The 17,558-nt window shown below is 34.2% G+C and carries 20 protein-coding genes; 18 read left to right on the top strand and 2 right to left on the bottom strand.

The window, feature by feature from the left end:
• Positions 1–246 precede the first annotated feature (246 nt).
• On the top strand, positions 247–420 hold the full coding sequence (locus METFODRAFT_RS10845; protein WP_159089909.1) for a hypothetical protein: 174 nt from the start codon (positions 247–249) through the stop codon (positions 418–420).
• A gap of 86 nt (positions 421–506) precedes the next feature.
• Positions 507–1,268, top strand: a complete 762-nt coding sequence (gene cobM / locus METFODRAFT_RS01200) for a precorrin-4 C(11)-methyltransferase (protein ID WP_007043693.1) — start codon at positions 507–509, stop codon at positions 1,266–1,268.
• 3 nt (positions 1,269–1,271) lie between these two features.
• Here cobM and METFODRAFT_RS01195 read toward each other — a convergent pair whose 3' ends face one another.
• Positions 1,272–1,475, bottom strand: a complete 204-nt coding sequence (locus tag METFODRAFT_RS01195) for a hypothetical protein (protein ID WP_007043692.1) — start codon at positions 1,473–1,475, stop codon at positions 1,272–1,274.
• Position 1,476: 1 nt separating this feature from the next.
• Positions 1,477–1,827 (bottom strand): DUF2304 domain-containing protein, encoded by a 351-nt coding sequence (locus tag METFODRAFT_RS01190; RefSeq protein WP_007043691.1) that lies wholly within the window; start codon positions 1,825–1,827, stop codon positions 1,477–1,479.
• Between the two features lie 158 nt (positions 1,828–1,985).
• Between METFODRAFT_RS01190 and pyrB the strand changes: the two genes are divergently transcribed.
• From pyrB to METFODRAFT_RS01110, 16 genes are all read left to right on the top strand, one after another.
• Complete coding sequence (gene pyrB / locus METFODRAFT_RS01185; protein ID WP_007043690.1) at positions 1,986–2,897, top strand: aspartate carbamoyltransferase; 912 nt, start codon at positions 1,986–1,988, stop codon at positions 2,895–2,897.
• Between the two features lie 175 nt (positions 2,898–3,072).
• A complete protein-coding gene (locus METFODRAFT_RS01180; RefSeq protein WP_007043689.1) occupies positions 3,073–3,459 on the top strand; it encodes a 30S ribosomal protein S8e in 387 nt (128 codons plus the stop codon).
• Positions 3,460–3,597: 138 nt separating this feature from the next.
• Entirely contained in the window at positions 3,598–4,608 is a 1,011-nt protein-coding gene (locus METFODRAFT_RS01175; RefSeq protein ID WP_007043688.1) for a radical SAM protein, read from the top strand.
• Positions 4,609–4,780: 172 nt separating this feature from the next.
• Entirely contained in the window at positions 4,781–6,385 is a 1,605-nt protein-coding gene (locus tag METFODRAFT_RS01170) for an ABC transporter substrate-binding protein (RefSeq protein WP_007043687.1), read from the top strand.
• A 53-nt stretch (positions 6,386–6,438) separates the two neighbouring features.
• Positions 6,439–7,374 carry a nickel ABC transporter permease gene (gene nikB, locus METFODRAFT_RS01165; RefSeq protein ID WP_007043686.1) on the top strand — a complete coding sequence of 312 codons (936 nt, stop codon included), beginning with the start codon at positions 6,439–6,441 and terminating at the stop codon, positions 7,372–7,374.
• A complete protein-coding gene (gene nikC / locus METFODRAFT_RS01160; protein WP_048115210.1) occupies positions 7,367–8,227 on the top strand; it encodes a nickel transporter permease in 861 nt (286 codons plus the stop codon). The genes nikB and nikC overlap by 8 nt, the downstream gene beginning before the upstream one ends.
• A complete protein-coding gene (locus METFODRAFT_RS01155; RefSeq protein ID WP_007043684.1) occupies positions 8,227–9,168 on the top strand; it encodes an ABC transporter ATP-binding protein in 942 nt (313 codons plus the stop codon). The genes nikC and METFODRAFT_RS01155 overlap by 1 nt, the downstream gene beginning before the upstream one ends.
• Complete coding sequence (locus METFODRAFT_RS01150; RefSeq protein ID WP_007043683.1) at positions 9,161–10,078, top strand: ABC transporter ATP-binding protein; 918 nt, start codon at positions 9,161–9,163, stop codon at positions 10,076–10,078. The genes METFODRAFT_RS01155 and METFODRAFT_RS01150 overlap by 8 nt, the downstream gene beginning before the upstream one ends.
• An 8-nt stretch (positions 10,079–10,086) precedes the next feature.
• Positions 10,087–10,842, top strand: coding sequence for a class I SAM-dependent methyltransferase (locus tag METFODRAFT_RS01145; protein ID WP_007043682.1), 756 nt, complete (start codon positions 10,087–10,089; stop codon positions 10,840–10,842).
• An 8-nt stretch (positions 10,843–10,850) separates the two neighbouring features.
• Complete coding sequence (locus METFODRAFT_RS01140; protein ID WP_007043681.1) at positions 10,851–11,609, top strand: DUF2334 domain-containing protein; 759 nt, start codon at positions 10,851–10,853, stop codon at positions 11,607–11,609.
• A gap of 166 nt (positions 11,610–11,775) precedes the next feature.
• Positions 11,776–13,362 (top strand): lysine--tRNA ligase, encoded by a 1,587-nt coding sequence (lysS, locus tag METFODRAFT_RS01135; RefSeq protein WP_007043680.1) that lies wholly within the window; start codon positions 11,776–11,778, stop codon positions 13,360–13,362.
• An 88-nt stretch (positions 13,363–13,450) separates the two neighbouring features.
• Positions 13,451–14,254, top strand: coding sequence for a hypothetical protein (locus tag METFODRAFT_RS01130; RefSeq protein ID WP_007043679.1), 804 nt, complete (start codon positions 13,451–13,453; stop codon positions 14,252–14,254).
• Entirely contained in the window at positions 14,220–15,017 is a 798-nt protein-coding gene (locus METFODRAFT_RS01125; RefSeq protein WP_007043678.1) for a 2-oxoacid:ferredoxin oxidoreductase subunit beta, read from the top strand. Before METFODRAFT_RS01130 ends, METFODRAFT_RS01125 begins: the two co-directional genes overlap by 35 nt.
• Positions 15,018–15,029: 12 nt before the next feature.
• The gene (locus METFODRAFT_RS01120; RefSeq protein ID WP_007043677.1) at positions 15,030–15,572 is read left to right on the top strand and encodes a 2-oxoacid:ferredoxin oxidoreductase subunit gamma; all 543 of its coding nucleotides are present in this window, start codon (positions 15,030–15,032) and stop codon (positions 15,570–15,572) included.
• 60 nt (positions 15,573–15,632) lie between these two features.
• Entirely contained in the window at positions 15,633–16,886 is a 1,254-nt protein-coding gene (locus METFODRAFT_RS01115; RefSeq protein WP_048115207.1) for an ornithine cyclodeaminase, read from the top strand.
• 8 nt (positions 16,887–16,894) lie between these two features.
• A complete protein-coding gene (locus METFODRAFT_RS01110; protein WP_007043675.1) occupies positions 16,895–17,548 on the top strand; it encodes a DUF2100 domain-containing protein in 654 nt (217 codons plus the stop codon).
• Positions 17,549–17,558: the final 10 nt, after the last annotated feature.

Below are 17,558 nucleotides of genomic sequence, written 5' to 3'. Positions count from 1 at the left end.
CCTTTAGAATAACCTTCAACCCGATAAATCCTCGGCGTAATTTGTAAAGCCTTACCAACAAAACTGTTAAATTCGTTAAAGGATTTTATTATTGTGTGTTTTATCCCCTTCATGATTTCACCTCCATATTTTTTTGATATTAACTATTCGATATTACCAAATATTAAGTTTTCTATTAGTTAGTATGATGTTCGGAGATACTGATTTATAATATTACTCTTAAACTACAATAATGATTTCTCAAAAATGACAGAATACTACCCAAAATGCCTAAAAGAGACATTGAGGGCATTTTTCCAACTTGGCATAGTTGATAAGTCATCCCTAATGATATCCTACGAATGGTCAATTAGGATAATATCATTAATTCTTCTGAGTAATCTCTTCATAGCGATTAAAAGAAGGTTGGAGAGAGTTTAAATCCATAATTGGAGCAAACTTTAAGAACAAGGTAATACAAATAAGTGAATATTATTCCTGTATTTAAATAATACACGAGGGGAAAAATGAACAAAATAATCATCGTAGGAGCAGGTCCAGGAGATCCAGAGTTGATAACAGTAAAGGGAAAAAAAGCAATAGAAAATGCAGATGTGATAATATATGCCGGTTCATTGGTTAACAAAGAACTTCTAAAATACAACAAAAAAAATGCAAAGATATACAACAGTGCAACGATGGATTTGGATGAAATAGTTAAAATTATGGTTGAAAATGCTAAAAAAGGCTTAAATGTTGTTAGGCTACATACTGGAGATCCATCCATTTATGGGGCAATTAAGGAGCAGATTGATGAGTTGAAAAAGCATGGCATAGATGTTGAAATAATACCCGGAGTTACTTCATTATTTGCCGCAACAAGTTCTTTAAAAGCAGAACTTACTTTACCAGAGGTTTCCCAAACTGTAATTATTACAAGACCAGAAGGAAGAACACCAATGCCAGAAAAAGAGAAATTAGTGGATTTAGCAAAGCATAATGCAACAATGGCAATATATTTAGGAGTTTCAATGATTGAAAAGGTTTGTAAAGAGTTAATAGAAGGGGGATACAAAGAAGATACCCCAGTTGCAGTGGTTTATCATGCATCATGGGAAGATGAGAAGATTGTTTTAGGAACTTTAAAGGATATAGTGGAGAAAGTTAAAAAAGAAGGAATTAAAAAAACCGCCTTAATAATTGTTGGGGAGGTTTTAAGTCCGAAATATTATGCATATTCAAAACTTTACGATAAGGAGTTTGAACATGAATATAGAAAAAAGAAATAAGTATTATTTATTTTCAATCTCTTCAATCTTTTCAAGTATTATCCTTAAATCTGTTTGTTTTGTTATGTCTTTTTCTTCTTTGATGAGTTTGTTTATTTTTTCTTTTAATTCATCCAAATCTTTTGAATTTTGTATAAGTTCTTTTGCATATTCAATATCTGAAACATATGGCAAAGATTCACTTAAAACCAACTCTAACTTATCCATATTATCCCTCATTTTTACTTTTTGGTTCATGTCTATCTTTAATTGCCACCTCTCTAACAACTTTCGTAATCTCTCTTTCTAAATGTTCCATCCTTGCATACATTCTATATATTAGATAGAATAAAACCACTATACTTAGATAGATTATAGCATCCACACCCCTCCCCACACCAAGAACCCCTGCCAAACAACTTAATGTTTGAGGAAATACCAAAACAACAACAACCAAAATCCAAACAAACAACCAAAATATCCCCTCATCCAAACCCATATTCCTGTTCCTTATCTGTAAAATAACTCTTGACATAGCAAACAATGCAAATAGTATTCCAAATATTTGAATAATTTCCATAATTATCCCTCCACAAAGAGAGTATCGCTTTGCCTTGGCATCCTAACTTACCCTATAAAAAGATAACCAATACTAAAAAGTATAAATTTAAGAGTATAAATAACATTGCATCTGAAGTTTTTGTATTTTATGAATTAATATATAAGGAGGAACGATGTATGAAGCATCTAATCTCAATGAGGGATATTGATAAAGATGATATTTTGAGGATATTGGATGAAGCAGAGAGGATGGAGGATATACTAAATTCAAAAAAGGTCTCAAAGATTTTGGAAGGGAAGATTTTGGCAACGATATTTTATGAACCATCAACAAGAACAAGGTTATCTTTTGAGACAGCAATGAAGAGATTGGGTGGGGAGGTTATTGGATTTGGAGATGTTGAAAATACATCAGTAGTAAAGGGGGAAAGTTTAATAGACACCATAAGGGTAGTTAGTAATTACTGCGATGTTATTGTTTTGAGGCATCCATCTGAGGGTGCGGCAAGATTGGCAAGTGAATACTCATCAGTTCCTATTATAAATGCAGGAGATGGGAGTAATCAACACCCGACACAAACACTACTGGATTTATATACAATAAACAGAGAAATTGGAAGGATTGATAATATAAAGGTTGCATTTGTTGGAGATTTGAAGTATGGGAGAACTGTTCATTCACTCTCCTATGCATTGGCACTTTTTGAAGGGGTTGAATTGCACTTTATTTCCCCAAAAGAATTAAAAATGCCAAGAGAAATTATTGACGATTTGAGAGGAAAGGTTAAGATATACGAATCTGATAAGATTGGGGAGTTAGATGTTGATGTTGTTTATGTAACAAGAATACAGAAAGAGAGATTTCCAGATTTGAATGAATACCAAAAAGTCAAAGGAAGTTATAAGATAAAAAAAGAACATATTGAAAATAAGGATTTGATTGTTATGCACCCATTGCCAAGGGTTGATGAAATTGATTATGGGGTTGATAAACTTCCTCAGGCAAAATACTTTAAACAATCCTTTTATGGAATCCCAGTGAGAATGGCAATTTTAAAGATATTAATTGAAGAATTTGAGAGAACATAAGTAATCGTTAATTTTTTATATTATAAGTTCAATAGAACTTTTGACTCGCATGGCAAAAATATATATAAGTATCTTTTTTATTTAATTATTAAAGTCACTATTATTTTTAAATGTTGGATGAAGTTCATATCTTTATGAGAGAAACATTAAATAAAAAACAGTTAAGGGTGTAAATATGGGAGTATGGCAAGGAAAAAGCAGAAGAAAACCAACAGGCGGAAAATACAAAATGTCAAGAAAAAAGAGAAAATATGAAATGGGAAGAGAACCAACAGAAACACACTTATCAGATGAAGTAAGGATGAAAATCATTAGATGCAAAGGAGGAAACAATAAAATTAGATTATTAAGAGTAAACTACGCAAATGTTTTAGATCCAAAAACAGGAGTTTGTAGGAAAGTTGCAATTAAAACCGTAGTTGACAACCAGGCAAACAAACACTACATCAGAAGAAACGTCATCACAAAAGGAGCAGTTGTTGAAACAGAATTAGGTTTGGCAAAAGTAACATCAAGACCAGGACAGGATGGTGTTGTCAACGCTGTTCTCGTTGAGCAATAAAATAATTTTCTATTTTTTATTTTAAAAACCTCAATTTAGATGGGTTTTACACATTTAATCTAAAATTTAAATAAATGAATAAACTATTTTAAATATTTATTCGTCTAATTGTATTACATAGTACGTCTTGGTGGGAGTATGTTATTGGAAAGATACCTAAAAGTTTCTGAAAATAAATTACCGGCAAAATTTTTAATTTTAAAGTCAATAGATGTTTGTAATTTTGACAATAAAGACATTGATGAACTCTGGGAAATGCATGAAAATGCAATGAGCGAATTTAGGGAAACAACATATATAAAAAACATCAAAATAACACATCCAAATTTGTTAGATTTAAAAATAGAGATAGCAAAGAGAATCTTTGAAAATTGTCATTTTTGTGAGCATAGGTGTTATGTAAATAGAAATAAAGAATTGGGGTTTTGTAGAATTGGAGAAAGTTATTATTCATCCGAATTTCTGCATTATGGTGAAGAAAAGGTTCTAATCCCATCCCACACAATATTCTTCTGTGGATGCAACTTTAAATGTGTATTTTGCCAGAATTGGGAAATTTCACAGGTTTATTTTGAAAACCTCAAAGTTGAAAACTACTGCAAAAAAGTTAGGCCCAAACTAATGGCAAAAATCGTAGAAGAAAAAAGAACAATATCCAAAAATGTAAATTTTGTAGGAGGGGAGCCAACACCTCACTTGCTAAAAATCTTAGAAATATTAGGGTATGTCAATGTAAATATTCCAGTGGTGTGGAACTCAAATATGTATATGAGTGAAGAAACCATGTATCTTTTAGATGGTGTTGTTGATTTATGGTTGAGTGATTTTAAGTTTGGAAACGATAACTGTGCTGAAAGGTTATCTAAGATAAAAAATTACTGCAAAGTTGTAAAAAGAAACCACTTGATGATAAATGATGAGGACATTATAATTAGGCACTTGGTTATGCCAAATCACTTAGAGTGTTGCACTGAGAGGATATTTAAGTGGATTGGAAAGCATTTAGATGCAAAGGTAAATGTTATGTTCCAATATCGGCCAGAATATAAGGCTACTCTTTATGAAGACATAGACAGGACTTTAACATACAAGGAAATGGAAAAAGCACATTTATTGGCTAAAAAATATGATTTAGACACTGATGTTTAGTTTTTATTATTTTATTTTGCATTTTTTATTTTTTTCATTTTTGTAATATTAAAATTTTAGTTGATCTTACTAAATAACAACTTAAGTAGAAAATTTTATATACTTAAAGTGACTTTTTTGAAAATGTTAAGATTAAATAGTATAAAATTCCCAAATTATATGAGGTGAGTGCATGAAAAAATTAATATCCATATTAACAATAGCGCTCCTTCTACTTGGAGGAGTTGCTATAGCGGGTTGTACAGGAAAAGCAGAAACATCCCCGAATGAGGTAAAGACTGAAGAAACCCAAAAATCCACAGAAACAAAAGTTGAATACAAAGACACCTTTATTTTAGGTTATGGAAAAGACCACAAACTTACAGGAGGAAAATGGGGAATCGGATTTTTCCCAAAAACACATGTCCTCGAAAGATTGGTTGAGTACGATATGTCTAATGATAAATTAGTTCCTGGATTGGCAGAAAGTTGGGAAATTAAAGATGGAGGAAAAACAATCATCTTCCACCTCAAAAAAGGAATCAAATTCTCTGATGGAACTGAATTTGATGCAAATGCTGTAAAGTTTTCAATGGATAGGTTAATTGTAAAGGAGCATAGTTTAGCACCAAAAGGATGCGATGTTATAGACAAATACACAGTTGCAATTCACTTTGAAAAACCAGGATTCTTCAACCTCGCTAAGATGGCAGAATATCATCTCGGTATAATGGCTCCTACGTCAGTAAATCCTGTTGGAGATCCCAATGGAACATTGGTTAAACCAATTGGAACAGGACCTTTCAAAGTTGTTGATTATAAAAAAGATCAATACGCAATCTATGAACCAAACCCATACTGGTATGAAAGAAATGGCATAGAGCCAAAATTCAAGAAATTTGTTGTTAAAATCATCCCAGATGAAGATACAAGAGTTATGGCTTTGAGAAGTGGAGAGGTTGATGCAATTTCTGACTTTGTGCATGGTGGTTCTGCATACACACCAAGAAACCAATTACCATTATTGGAAAAAGATGGATTTAAAGTTTATAAGCACGATGTTCCAATTACTTGGATTATTGCCTTCAACTATAAAAAATCCCCATTTAATGACCCAGAAGTTAGGAAGGCTGTAAGTTTAGCAATAAATAGGGATGAGATTGTTAAGATATTTGACAACCAAGTCAGACCAGCATGGAATGGAATGTTTGTTCCTGAAGCACCAGGAATGAAAGAAGCCAATATTAAATATGAATACAACCCAGAAAAGGCAAAAGAAATCTTGAAGAAGAAGGGAATGGAAGGTTTAAAAGTTAAATTCATAGTAGATAAAGGTCAAGGAGACCAGGTTTTAGTCGCACAACTTATTCAAGAACAACTTAAAAAAGCGGGCTTTAATCCAGAACTTGAAATCCTCGAAGGTGGAGCATACAAACAGAAGAGGGATTCAGGAGATTACGACATGAGGTTATACTACATTGGAGGGCCCCACAGAAGATTCTACTTAAGGATGTATTGGAGATTCTATCCAGGATGTAAATGGAGTGCCTATGAAAGTGAAAAAGTTGGAAGTTTATGTAAGAAAATCCTTGAGAATCCAGAAGATATTGATGAGAATGTTAGGAAGAAGGATTTAATAGCATTCTACAAGGCATTGTATGATGAGATGGGAGTTGTTCCACTTTACCATGATATTATGACTGCAGTAATGAGTCCAAAGGTAGATGCTCCAAGTCCAGACAAATTCTTCACAATCAGTGGAGAGCCGTTCTTTGCTGAAGTTGGAGTTAAAAAATAATTCTCTTTTAATTTTTTAAATTTTTAATATTAATTTAAAGTTTTGGTGGTAAGATGAAAAAATACATTCTAAAAAGAATTCTCCAAATAATCCCCACCCTTATTGGAGCGTCTTTTTTATCATTTTCATTACTTTATATCTTCCCTGGAGATCCTGCAGAGTTTATCTTAACCATGAGTACAGGAACAGAGCCAAGTCCAGAAGAGATTGAGAAGTTTAGGATTGAGGCTGGTTTGGATAAGCCGTTGATTATTCAATATATAAATTGGCTCTTTAAAATTATTCAAGGAGATTTTGGAACTTCTTGGAGTAGTGGAGAGCCGGTATTGAGCGAAATTATGGAAAAATTTCCAGCATCTGCAGAGTTGTTTTTCTCAACGTTTATAATTTCTGTTACTTTTGCATTTTTGTTTGGTATTGTTTCTGCTTTATATAGGAACAAAGGGGTAGATCACCTCTGCAGGATATGGTCGCTTATTGGAATTAGTATTCCAAGTTTTTGGCTGGGTTTGATGTTTATATGGTTGTTTGCAGTTCATCTCCAAATACTTCCTTCATTTGGATATGGGTCAATTAAACATGCTATCCTTCCAGTTGTTACGTGGTCTATATCTTTTATGGCAATCAAATCAAGGTTCATTAGAGCAGTTTTGTTAGATACCTTAAATGAGGATTATATTTTAACTGCAAGGGCAAAGGGATTGTCTGAAAAAGTTGTGGTTCTAAAACATGCATTGAGGAATGCATTAATTCCAATTTTAACCTATCTTTCCATGTCAATAAGTCACTTAATCATTGGTTCTGTCATGGTTGAGGTTGTATTTGCATGGCCTGGATTGGGGTCTTTCTTTGTGGAATCTGTTGCAAAGAGGGATTTTCCAGTGGTTCAAGGGTTGGTTTTTTTGAGTGCAGTTATTTTCACATTAACCAACCTTATTGTTGATATCCTCTATGCAATTATTGATCCAAGAATAAGATACGGTGATTAAGTTGAGGGATACGATAAGGATTATGTTAAAGAATAAAACATGCCTTGTAGGTTTGATTGTAATCTCAGCAATTACACTATCAGGATTATTGGCTCCAATTGTGGCAAAGAATCCTTATGAAACAAACATGCTTGAGAGGTTGTCTCCTCCATCATCAGAGCATCCATTTGGAACAGACCAACTTGGCAGGGACTTGTTTTCAAGGGTTGTTTATGGTGCAAGAGTTTCTTTAATTGTTGCGATAACGATTTCAATCATTTCTTTAACCGTTGGATGTTCGATTGGAGCGGTGAGTGGTTATGCTGGAGGGGTAGTTGACGATATTATTGGAAGAGTTATCGATGTATTTTTAGCAATTCCAGAACTTATATTCAATATCGCATTGGTTGGAGTTCTTTGCGTAATCCTAAAATCTACTTCCTCAGTTTGGGTTGTTATGATGGCAATCGTAGTTACAAATTGGATTACATACGCAAGATTGACAAGAGGTATTGTCCTATCTTTAAAAGAAAGGGAATTTATAACCTCTGCAAGGATGATGGGAGCAACGGATTGGTGGATTCTTCTAAAGCATATTATTCCAAACGCAATTCCTCCAATAATAGTCCTTGCAACCCTAAACGTTGGCAACATAATTATGACGATAGCAAGTTTAGGTTTTTTGGGCTTGGGGATTCAACCACCAACACCAGAATGGGGCCAGATTTTGAATACTGGAAAAAATTACCTAACAACTGCCCCATGGATAATGGTATTTCCAGGTTTGGCAATAATGCTTGCCATCCTTGGCTTTAACTTGCTTGGTGATGGTTTGAGAGATGTTTTAGAGCCAAAATCAAGGAGAGTGACATAATGAACGATTTGTTGGTTGTCAAAAATCTATATGTGAATTTCTTGGTTGAGGATGTTAGTGTTAAGGCGGTTAATGGCGTTAGCATTAGTATAAAAGAAGGGGAGACTCTCTGTCTAATAGGAGAGAGTGGAAGTGGAAAATCTGTCTTAGGACTTTCAATATTAAGGTTATTGCCAGAGAATACAGAAATTAGTGGGGAGATAATTTTTAATGGAAAAAACCTTCTATCACTGCCAGAAAAAGAAATGAGGAAGATTAGGGGGAAAGAGATTGCATGGGTTCCACAAAGTCCCTCAACGTCCCTCAACCCAGTGTTAAAGGTTGGTTACCAAGTTGCAGAACCGATGATGTTGCATCTAAACTTAAGCAAAAAAGATGCCTATGAAAGAACTGTTGAGTTGTTGGATTACTTTGGTATCCATCCAGCAAGGAGAAGGGCTGGGGAATATCCCCATCAATACAGCGGAGGGATGAGACAGAGGGCTTTAGTAGCCATGGGAACATCAACAAAACCAAAACTCATCATTGCAGATGAGCCAACAAAAGGCATTGATGTAATAAAAAAAGTTAGGGTTGTTAAACTCTTTGAGAAGATTAAAAAGGACAATAATAAACTCTCCCTCCTTTTAATAACCCATGATATTCCATTTGCAAAAAAACTTGCCGATAGAGTTGCGGTAATGTACTGCGGGCAGGTGGTTGAGATTAGTAAAGCAGAGACATTTTTTGAAGAGCCATTGCATCCCTACTCAAAATCACTCCTAAACTCCCTCCCATCTAAGGGATTAAAGCCAATTAAAGGACATCCACCAAGCATGATTAACCCCCCAAAAGGTTGTAAGTTCCATCCAAGATGTGAGTTTGCAACAGATAAATGCCTAAAAGAACCGCCATTTTTTGAGTGTAACGGCAACCTTGTGAGGTGCTATCTCTATGATTAAAGGCAAAAATCTGCATAAAATCTTTGAATCTGGAGTATTCTCAAAGCGTAAAGTGATTGCCGTTGATGGGGTTGATATTGAGATTAAAGAAGGAGAAACTCTGGCATTGATTGGAGAGAGTGGCAGTGGAAAATCAACACTTGGTAAACTACTTCTAATGCTCACAGAACCAACCAAAGGGGAAGTGATTTTTAAAGGAAAAAACCTCACAAAAATGAAAAAATCAGAACTTAGGAAAATTAGGAGGAAAATGCAATTAATTCCCCAATATCCAGACAGTGCATTAGACCCAAGATGGACGATATATGAAAGTATCTTAGAACCTTTAAGGATTCATGGGATTGGAAATGACGATTATGATAAAATTAAAGAACTTATGGAGATTGTTGGGTTAAAGGAAGATCATCTAAATAGATTTCCACATGAACTCAGTGGGGGAGAACTACAGAGGGCAGTTATAGCAAGGACGATGGTATTGAATCCAAAGTTTATTGTTTGTGATGAGCCAACATCCATGCTTGATGTTTCTGTCCAAGCATCCATTATTAACCTCCTTATGGACTTGCAGAAGGAGAGAAATCTATCTTATTTATTTATAACTCATGATTTGGAGGTTGCAAATATAGTTGGACATAGGATGGCTGTTATATATGCAGGACAGATTGTTGAAGAGGGAGTTGATATTTTAGATGAACCATTGCATCCCTACACACAACTCCTTGTCAAATCATTAACCATGGAGGAAGATATCGCAGATACTGAGGAAGAGATTAAAAAAACTTTGAAATTTGGGAAAGGTTGTAAATACTACAACCTCTGCCCAGAACGTAGTGAAAAATGCCTAAAAGAGACCCCGCCATTGGTTGAACTTGATAAAAAAAGAAAGGTTAGATGCCACAAATATGCATGAGGGATACTATGGAGGACGTAAAGAGGCATATCAAAAATTATTGGGATGTAAGAAGTGAAACCTACGACAATTCTCCAGGACATTCTGGATTACCAGAGGTTTGGAAAAAGGTTTTATATGAGATATGTGGAAATAAAAAATTGAGGATTTTGGATGTTGGAACTGGAACCGGGTTTTTGGCAATCTTGTTGGCGGAGTTGGGGCATGAAGTTGTCGGTATTGATCTATCAGAGAAAATGTTAGAAAGAGCAAGAGAAAAGGCAGATAAAAAAGGTTTAGATATTGAATTTATGATTGCAGATGCTGAGAATTTGCCTTTTGATGATGGGGAGTTTGATGTTGTTGTAAATAGGCATTTATTATGGACATTACCAAATCCACAGAAGGCAATTAATGAGTGGAGCAGAGTTGTAAGACCCAGGGGAAAGGTTGTTGCTATTGATGGTAAATGGATGGAGAAAACTTTTGAAGAAAAAATCAGAAAGTTTATTGGACAAATAGCAATAATGATATATCAAAAAAGAAATCCTTGGAACTCTAAAAGCATTTATGAAAAAGAAGAAATCAATAAAAAACTTCCATTTTATGGGGGCTCAAATCCAGAAGACATTGTAAATTTGTTTAAAAATGCAAATTTGACCAATATCTCTGTAAAAAACCTTAAATGGATCAGAGAAGAGTTGAATAAAGAAACTCCATATTTGTACAAAATAGCATGGAAAAATAAATCCTACTTCCTTGTTGAAGGATATAAAGATATTTAGGGTGGATTATGAAAAAATTCATCTTTTTAATATCTATAGCATTAATATTGGTAATCCTTCAAGGAAACTATTTAAACAAAACTTCAAAAGAACCAAAGATTACAAAAAACCTCTACAAAAAGCCCATTATATTGGTGCATGACGTTTCTCCCAAATATTTTGCAGATTTGAAGGAGGTTGTTAAAGTTATAGACAAACACAACTACAGCAACAATACCATATTATTTGTCATTCCAGAACTTGAAAATCCTCCAAGTGGTGGGAAATGGGATTTGAGGAAAAATAAAGATTTTGTTGAATATCTGCATCAATTAGAAAAAAGAGGATATAAAATTGAACTTCATGGATATAAGCATACATTTCATGAATTTAACTGTTCAAAAGACATGTGCTTAGAGAAATTGCACAACGCAGAACTTATAATGAAAGAATGTGGATTTAACAATACAACCCTATTTCTTCCACCAGCATGGGCACTAAACAATGAATCGTTGAAGGTTCTTCTTGCACACAACTACACAATAATATTAACCAATAAAATAATATATCCCAATGGTTCTTCTAAAAAAATCATAAATAAGGAGTATACTTGGTATCTTAAAAAAGAATATGTGGATATGTATCTAATTATAGCAGAAGTTGATTACCATACTGCTTCCGAGTATAATGTCCCATTTTATGTCTCAATCCACTTGGGTGTGGTTAATTACGGGGGAGGGTTGGAATTCTTAGATAGGTTTTTGAATGAAACAGAACGTTGGAGTTAAATATTAAATTTTGCAAAAATGATTTATACTAAGTTAATTATACAATAAATTCTTTTTTAATTTTTTACATGGCAAAAATTTTTATTTGAGATGTGTTTATTTTGATAATTAATTATCCTATCTTTTAGGATCATTTTGTTATAAAAATACATTAGGGGGCGATGACTTGCATTGGGCAGATGTAATTGCTGAGAAAGTGATAAAAAGAAGAGAGGCAGAAAAATATGTTGTTGCTTGTGGAATAACACCTTCTGGACACATACACATAGGAAATGCAAGAGAAACACTCACAGCAGATGCAATTTATAAAGGTTTAAAAAATAAAGGCGTTAATGCAGAACTTATATTCATTGCAGACACCTACGACCCATTGAGGAAGGTGTATCCATTCTTACCAGAGAATTACGCTGAGTATGTGGGGATGCCAATAAGTGAAATCCCTTGCCCAGAAGGATGCTGTAAAAGTTATGCAGAGCATTTTTTAACACCATTCTTGGAGAGTTTAGATGATTTGGGGATTGAATTAACCACATACAGAGCGGATGAGAACTACAAAAAAGGCATCTATGATAAAAAAATTATAGAGGCATTAAATAATAGGGACAAAATAGTTGAGATATTGAATAGATACAGAAAAGAACCACTCCCAGATGATTGGTATCCATTGAATGTTGTTTGTGAGAGGTGTGGAAAATTAAACACAACAAAAATCATAAACTACAACAAAGAAGAGGAAACAGTAACTTATAAATGCAGTTGCGGGTATGAAAATACAGTTAAGCCATTTAAAGGTAGAGCAAAACTCCCATGGAGGGTGGATTGGCCAGCAAGGTGGAGTATTTTTGGAGTTGTTGTTGAACCAATGGGTAAAGATCATGCAGCATCTGGTGGCTCTTATGATACTGGAATAAAAATAGCGAGGGAGGTATTTAACTACATCCCACCAGAAAAGGTTGTTTATGAGTGGATACAGTTGAAGGTTGGAGATGTTGTTAAACCAATGTCATCCTCATCAGGGGTCGTGTTTGCTGTTAAGGATTGGGAAAAGATTGCACATCCAGAAATTTTGAGGTATTTAATGCTTAGGAGTAAGCCAGCAAAACACATTGACTTTGATTTGAAGAAGATACCTGATTTAGTTGATAACTATGATAATTTGGAGAAGTTTTACTTTGAAAATAAAGATAGAGATGATTTAAGTGAAAATGACATTGAAAAATTGAGGATGTATGAACTTTCCACTCCAAGAATCCCAGAAAAAATGCCTTTACAAGTGCCATATAGGTTCTGTTCAATAATTGCCCAACTTTCCATGAAAGATGATAAGTTGGATATGGATAAGGTGTTTGAGATATTAAGAAGAAACAATTACGATTTGGATAACTTTACTGAATACGACATAGGGAGATTAAAAGATAGGCTAATAATGGCAAGAAATTGGGCATTGGAGTATGGAGAGAAGTTGGTTATTATTGATGAGGAGGAAGCAAAGAAAATATACAACGAATTGGATGAGAAGCAAAAAGAATGGATTAAATACTTCGGAGAAAAAGTTAAAGATATTGAGTTTGATGCCTTAAACATACACGAACTTATTTATGAGACAGCAAAAGAGATTGGATTAGAACCAAAGAAGGCATTCTTAGCATCATATAAGATATTGTTAGGAAAGAGATACGGCCCTAAGTTGGGAAGTTTCTTGGCAACTCTTGGTAGGGAGTTTGTTGTTAGAAGATATAATATGTTTGAATAATTTTTTCTTTTTTCTTGGATAATTATATAAATTTCAAAAACAAAAACAAATTCTAAATATTTTTAATTTATTTTATAATGGTGATTTTATGATTGAAGTTATTGCATATGAAGAACTTAGAGGGAATAAAAAAGGTGTTGTTGAGGAGGAATTTGAAGAAGTAGTTAATGAATTAAAAGAAAAATACAACGCTAAACTTTTATCTGTTGAGGAGGAAGAAGGTAACTTATACACCAAGGTTGGAGAATTGGAGATAAAATTCAATTCTTTTTTGGACTATATTGATTTTTGCCTAAAGTATGGTGCAGATGTTGAGGTTATCTCCCCTTCAAAATTAAAAATGGATTCAAAGGAGTTTGGTAACACTATTGCCCATATCATCCAATTCTTCAGCAACTTCTGCAAAAAATACAATGTTGCATTTAACGCCTTTGTGAGAGAGGGGAAGGATATAGATATTGATAAATATAGAGAAGGTATTTATGATGAAGATGACATACATGAGTTGCAGGAAGATGGTTATTTAAGAATAAAGGTAGTATTTGAGGTTGAAGGAAAATCAGAGGAAGTTGTAATAAAAAATATTATCCAATCATTGGATGAAAACATTCACATAAACAAGATTATAACAAAAGCATTGGATGATAAAGAAGGATTTCATGGATTGATAGCAGTTGATATGCTCTGCAAACCTTTTGAGATTGTGGAGATAGCATACAAATTCCTACCTGTTGCAGTTTCTATTGGAGGTAACAACATAGAATTGGATATTTCAGAATTGCAAGATATTGGAAATGAGTTATCTGGAGCGATTTTTGAGTTATCTCATGCAGCAAAAATAAAACGAGGTGGAACAAATGCATCCAGCATTAAAGTATATGAGAACAGATAGATTACCACACATATTTTGTTCAGGGTGTGGGAACGGGATTGTAATAAACTGCTTTTTAAATGCTATTGAGAAACTCAACATAAAACCAGAGGATTACATTGCAGTTTCAGGAATTGGCTGTTCTTCAAGAGTTCCGGGATACTTGTATTGTGATTCCTTACACACAACACACGGAAGACCTATTGCATTTGCCTTAGGAATTAAAGTAGCGAGACCAGATAAAAAGGTTGTTGTATTTACAGGAGATGGGGATTTAGCAGCGATAGGAGGAAACCACTTCATCCATGGATGTAGGAGAAACATTGACATGACAGTTATCTGTATAAACAACAACATCTACGGAATGACTGGAGGGCAGTGTTCTCCAACAACACCACACCATAAAAAAGCGACAACCGCTCCCTACGGAAACCCAGAAAATCCAATGGACTTATGTAAATTGGCTGAAGCAGCAGGGGCAACTTACGTAGCAAGATGGACAACAGCCCATCCAATCCAATTAGTAAATGCAATAAAGAAGGGACTTCAAAAGAAGGGCTTTTCATTCATTGAGGTTGTTTCCCAATGTCCAACATACTATGGAAGATTTAATGTATCAAGGAAACCATCTGAAATGATGAAATTCCTAAAAGAAAGTTCTATCATCATCAACAGAGCAAAAGATATGTCAAAGGAAGAGTTGAACGGAAAAATCATTGTTGGGGAGTTTGTGGATATTGAAAAACCAGAGTTCATTGAAGAATTGCATAAACTTCAACAATAAAGGAGGGCAAACATGAGAAAAGAAATAAGGTTGTCTGGATTTGGTGGGCAAGGGATTATATTGGCAGGAGTTATCTTAGGAAGGGCGGCATCTTTATATGATAAGAAAGAGGCGGTTCAAACACAATCCTACGGTCCAGAGGCAAGAGGTGGAGCGAGTAAGTCAGAGGTAGTTATTGATGATAAGTTAATTGACTTCCCAAAGGTCATAAAGCCAGATATTTTAGTCTGTATGTCCCAGCCAGCATTTGATAAATATGTTAATGATATAAAGGAAAATGGGTTTTTACTTATCGATGAAGATTTGGTCTCAGGAGAGGATATTCCAAACGTAAAGTTTTATAAAATCCCATTTACAAGAATTGCAAATGAGGAAGTTGGTTTGGGAATTGTAGCAAATATTGTAATGCTTGGGGCTTTAACAAGAATTACAGGCATAGTTTCAAAAGAAAGTATGGAAAAGGCAATATTAGACAGTGTTCCAAAGGGAACTGAGGAGAAGAATTTATTGGCATTCAATAAGGGTTATGAATTTGCTGGAAAATTAATTGAATAAATTTTTAAAATTTTTGTATTTTAATTTTATTTAATTTTAAAAAATAAAATGTGTGATATTATGTTCATGAGAGAGATTGAATTAAGAGGGCATATAATAGATAGTTTGATTCTTCCAAAGGTATTTGATAAAATTTTGGATTTGGGCGGAGATTATAAGGTTTTGAAATTTGAGATTGGGAAGAGGAAGGAGGATCCATCCTATGCAAAGATACTAGTTATTGGAAGGGATGAGGGGCATGTTGATGACATTTTAATGGAACTTAGAGACATTGGGGCGGAGATTCCAGAAATTGAGGATGTTGAGTTGAAAGAAGCGGAGAAGGATATGGTATTGCCAGATGGTTTCTATTCAACAACCAACCATATAACCTACATAAAATATAATGGGGAATGGATTGAGGTAGAGAATCCAAAGATGGATGGGGTTATTGTTGTTTATCCAGAGGAAAAGAGGGCAGAGGTTAAAACAATAAGGAAGGTTAAAAAGGGAGATTTAATTGTTGTTGGGCATAAGGGTATAAGGGTTATCCCGCCAGAAAAACCAAGGGAAAAGGGAGAGTTATTTGAGTTCATGAAATCAGAGGCCTCCTCTGAAAAGCCAAAAGAAACAATAATAAGAAAAATAGCAAAAGAAATGTATGCAATAAGAGAGGAATATGGGAAGACAGGAAAAGGGGGCATTGTTGTTGTTGGGGGCCCAGCAATAGTGCACACAGGAGCAGGAGAAGCATTGGCTAAGTTAATAAAAATGGGTTATGTTCAGGCATTATTTAGTGGAAATGCACTTGCTACACACGACATTGAATGGGCTTTATATGGAACTTCACTCGGCGTTAATATAGAAACTGGAAAACCAGTTTCAGGAGGGCATAGGCATCATTTGTATGCAATAAACACCATAATGAAGGCAGGAAGTATAAAGGAAGCAGTTGAGAAGGGGATTTTAAAGAAAGGAATTATGTATGAATGTATAAAGAATAATATCCCATACGTATTGGCTGGAAGTATTAGGGATGATGGACCTTTACCAGATGTTATAACAGACGTTGTTGAAGCACAGGATAAGATGAGGGAGATGCTAAAAGGCAAAAAGATGGTTTTAATGCTTTCAACAATGCTCCACTCAATAGCAACAGGTAATCTCCTCCCATCCTATGTAAAAACAATCTGCGTTGACATAAACCCCGCAACAGTTACAAAATTGATGGATAGGGGAACATCCCAAGCAATTGGAGTAGTTACTGATGTTGGTGTATTCTTACCTATGCTCGTTGAAGAGTTAGAGAGGTTGGAAGAAAATAAAAAAGATTAAGTGATACTATGATAACCAAAAGGATGGAAGATTCAAAAAATTTAATTATAAAGGCAATATCTACAATATCTGAAATAGAAAGAAGGGAAAAGCCCCCTGTAGATGCTAAAAAAGTATCTTACAAAGATGCAAAACCTGGAAAGATAGATACCAACGAACTTAAAAAGGCAATCTATGTATTGATTGAGGCAGATGAATTTTTATATAAAAAAGCCCCATTACATGAACTTAATGAAGAAGAAGCAAAGGATTTTTGTAAATTAATTTTGAAGGCAGAGAAACATTTAAACAATGTTTTAAAGAACTTCGGATTTGAATTTGAAGAAAAAGAAATTGATAAAGATGCGTTATATATTGTATCAAATAAAAAATTGTTTAGAAAGTTAAAAGATAAGAATCCAGATTTAAATGTTATCTGCACAGAAGGAATGTTGGATATAGAAGACATGAAGGCAATAAATCCAAACATTCCAGAGAAGGCATTGGGAGGGATTAAAAAGAAAATAGAAATAACAAAAAATAATATTGCAAAGAGGATTGAAAAAACAAAACCTTCAAAAATTTTGGTTGTTGTTGAAGATAAGGCAGATGAGTTAATCTATAAGAGAGCAAAAGACCTATACAACGCTGATAAAATTAACGCTGAGGAACTTTTGGAATAAACCAATTATT

This window comes from Methanotorris formicicus Mc-S-70 (assembly GCF_000243455.1).
Taxonomy (GTDB): Archaea; AGJL01; Methanococci; order Methanococcales; family Methanococcaceae; genus Methanotorris; species Methanotorris formicicus.
This window is presented reverse-complemented; position numbering and strand designations above follow the sequence as displayed.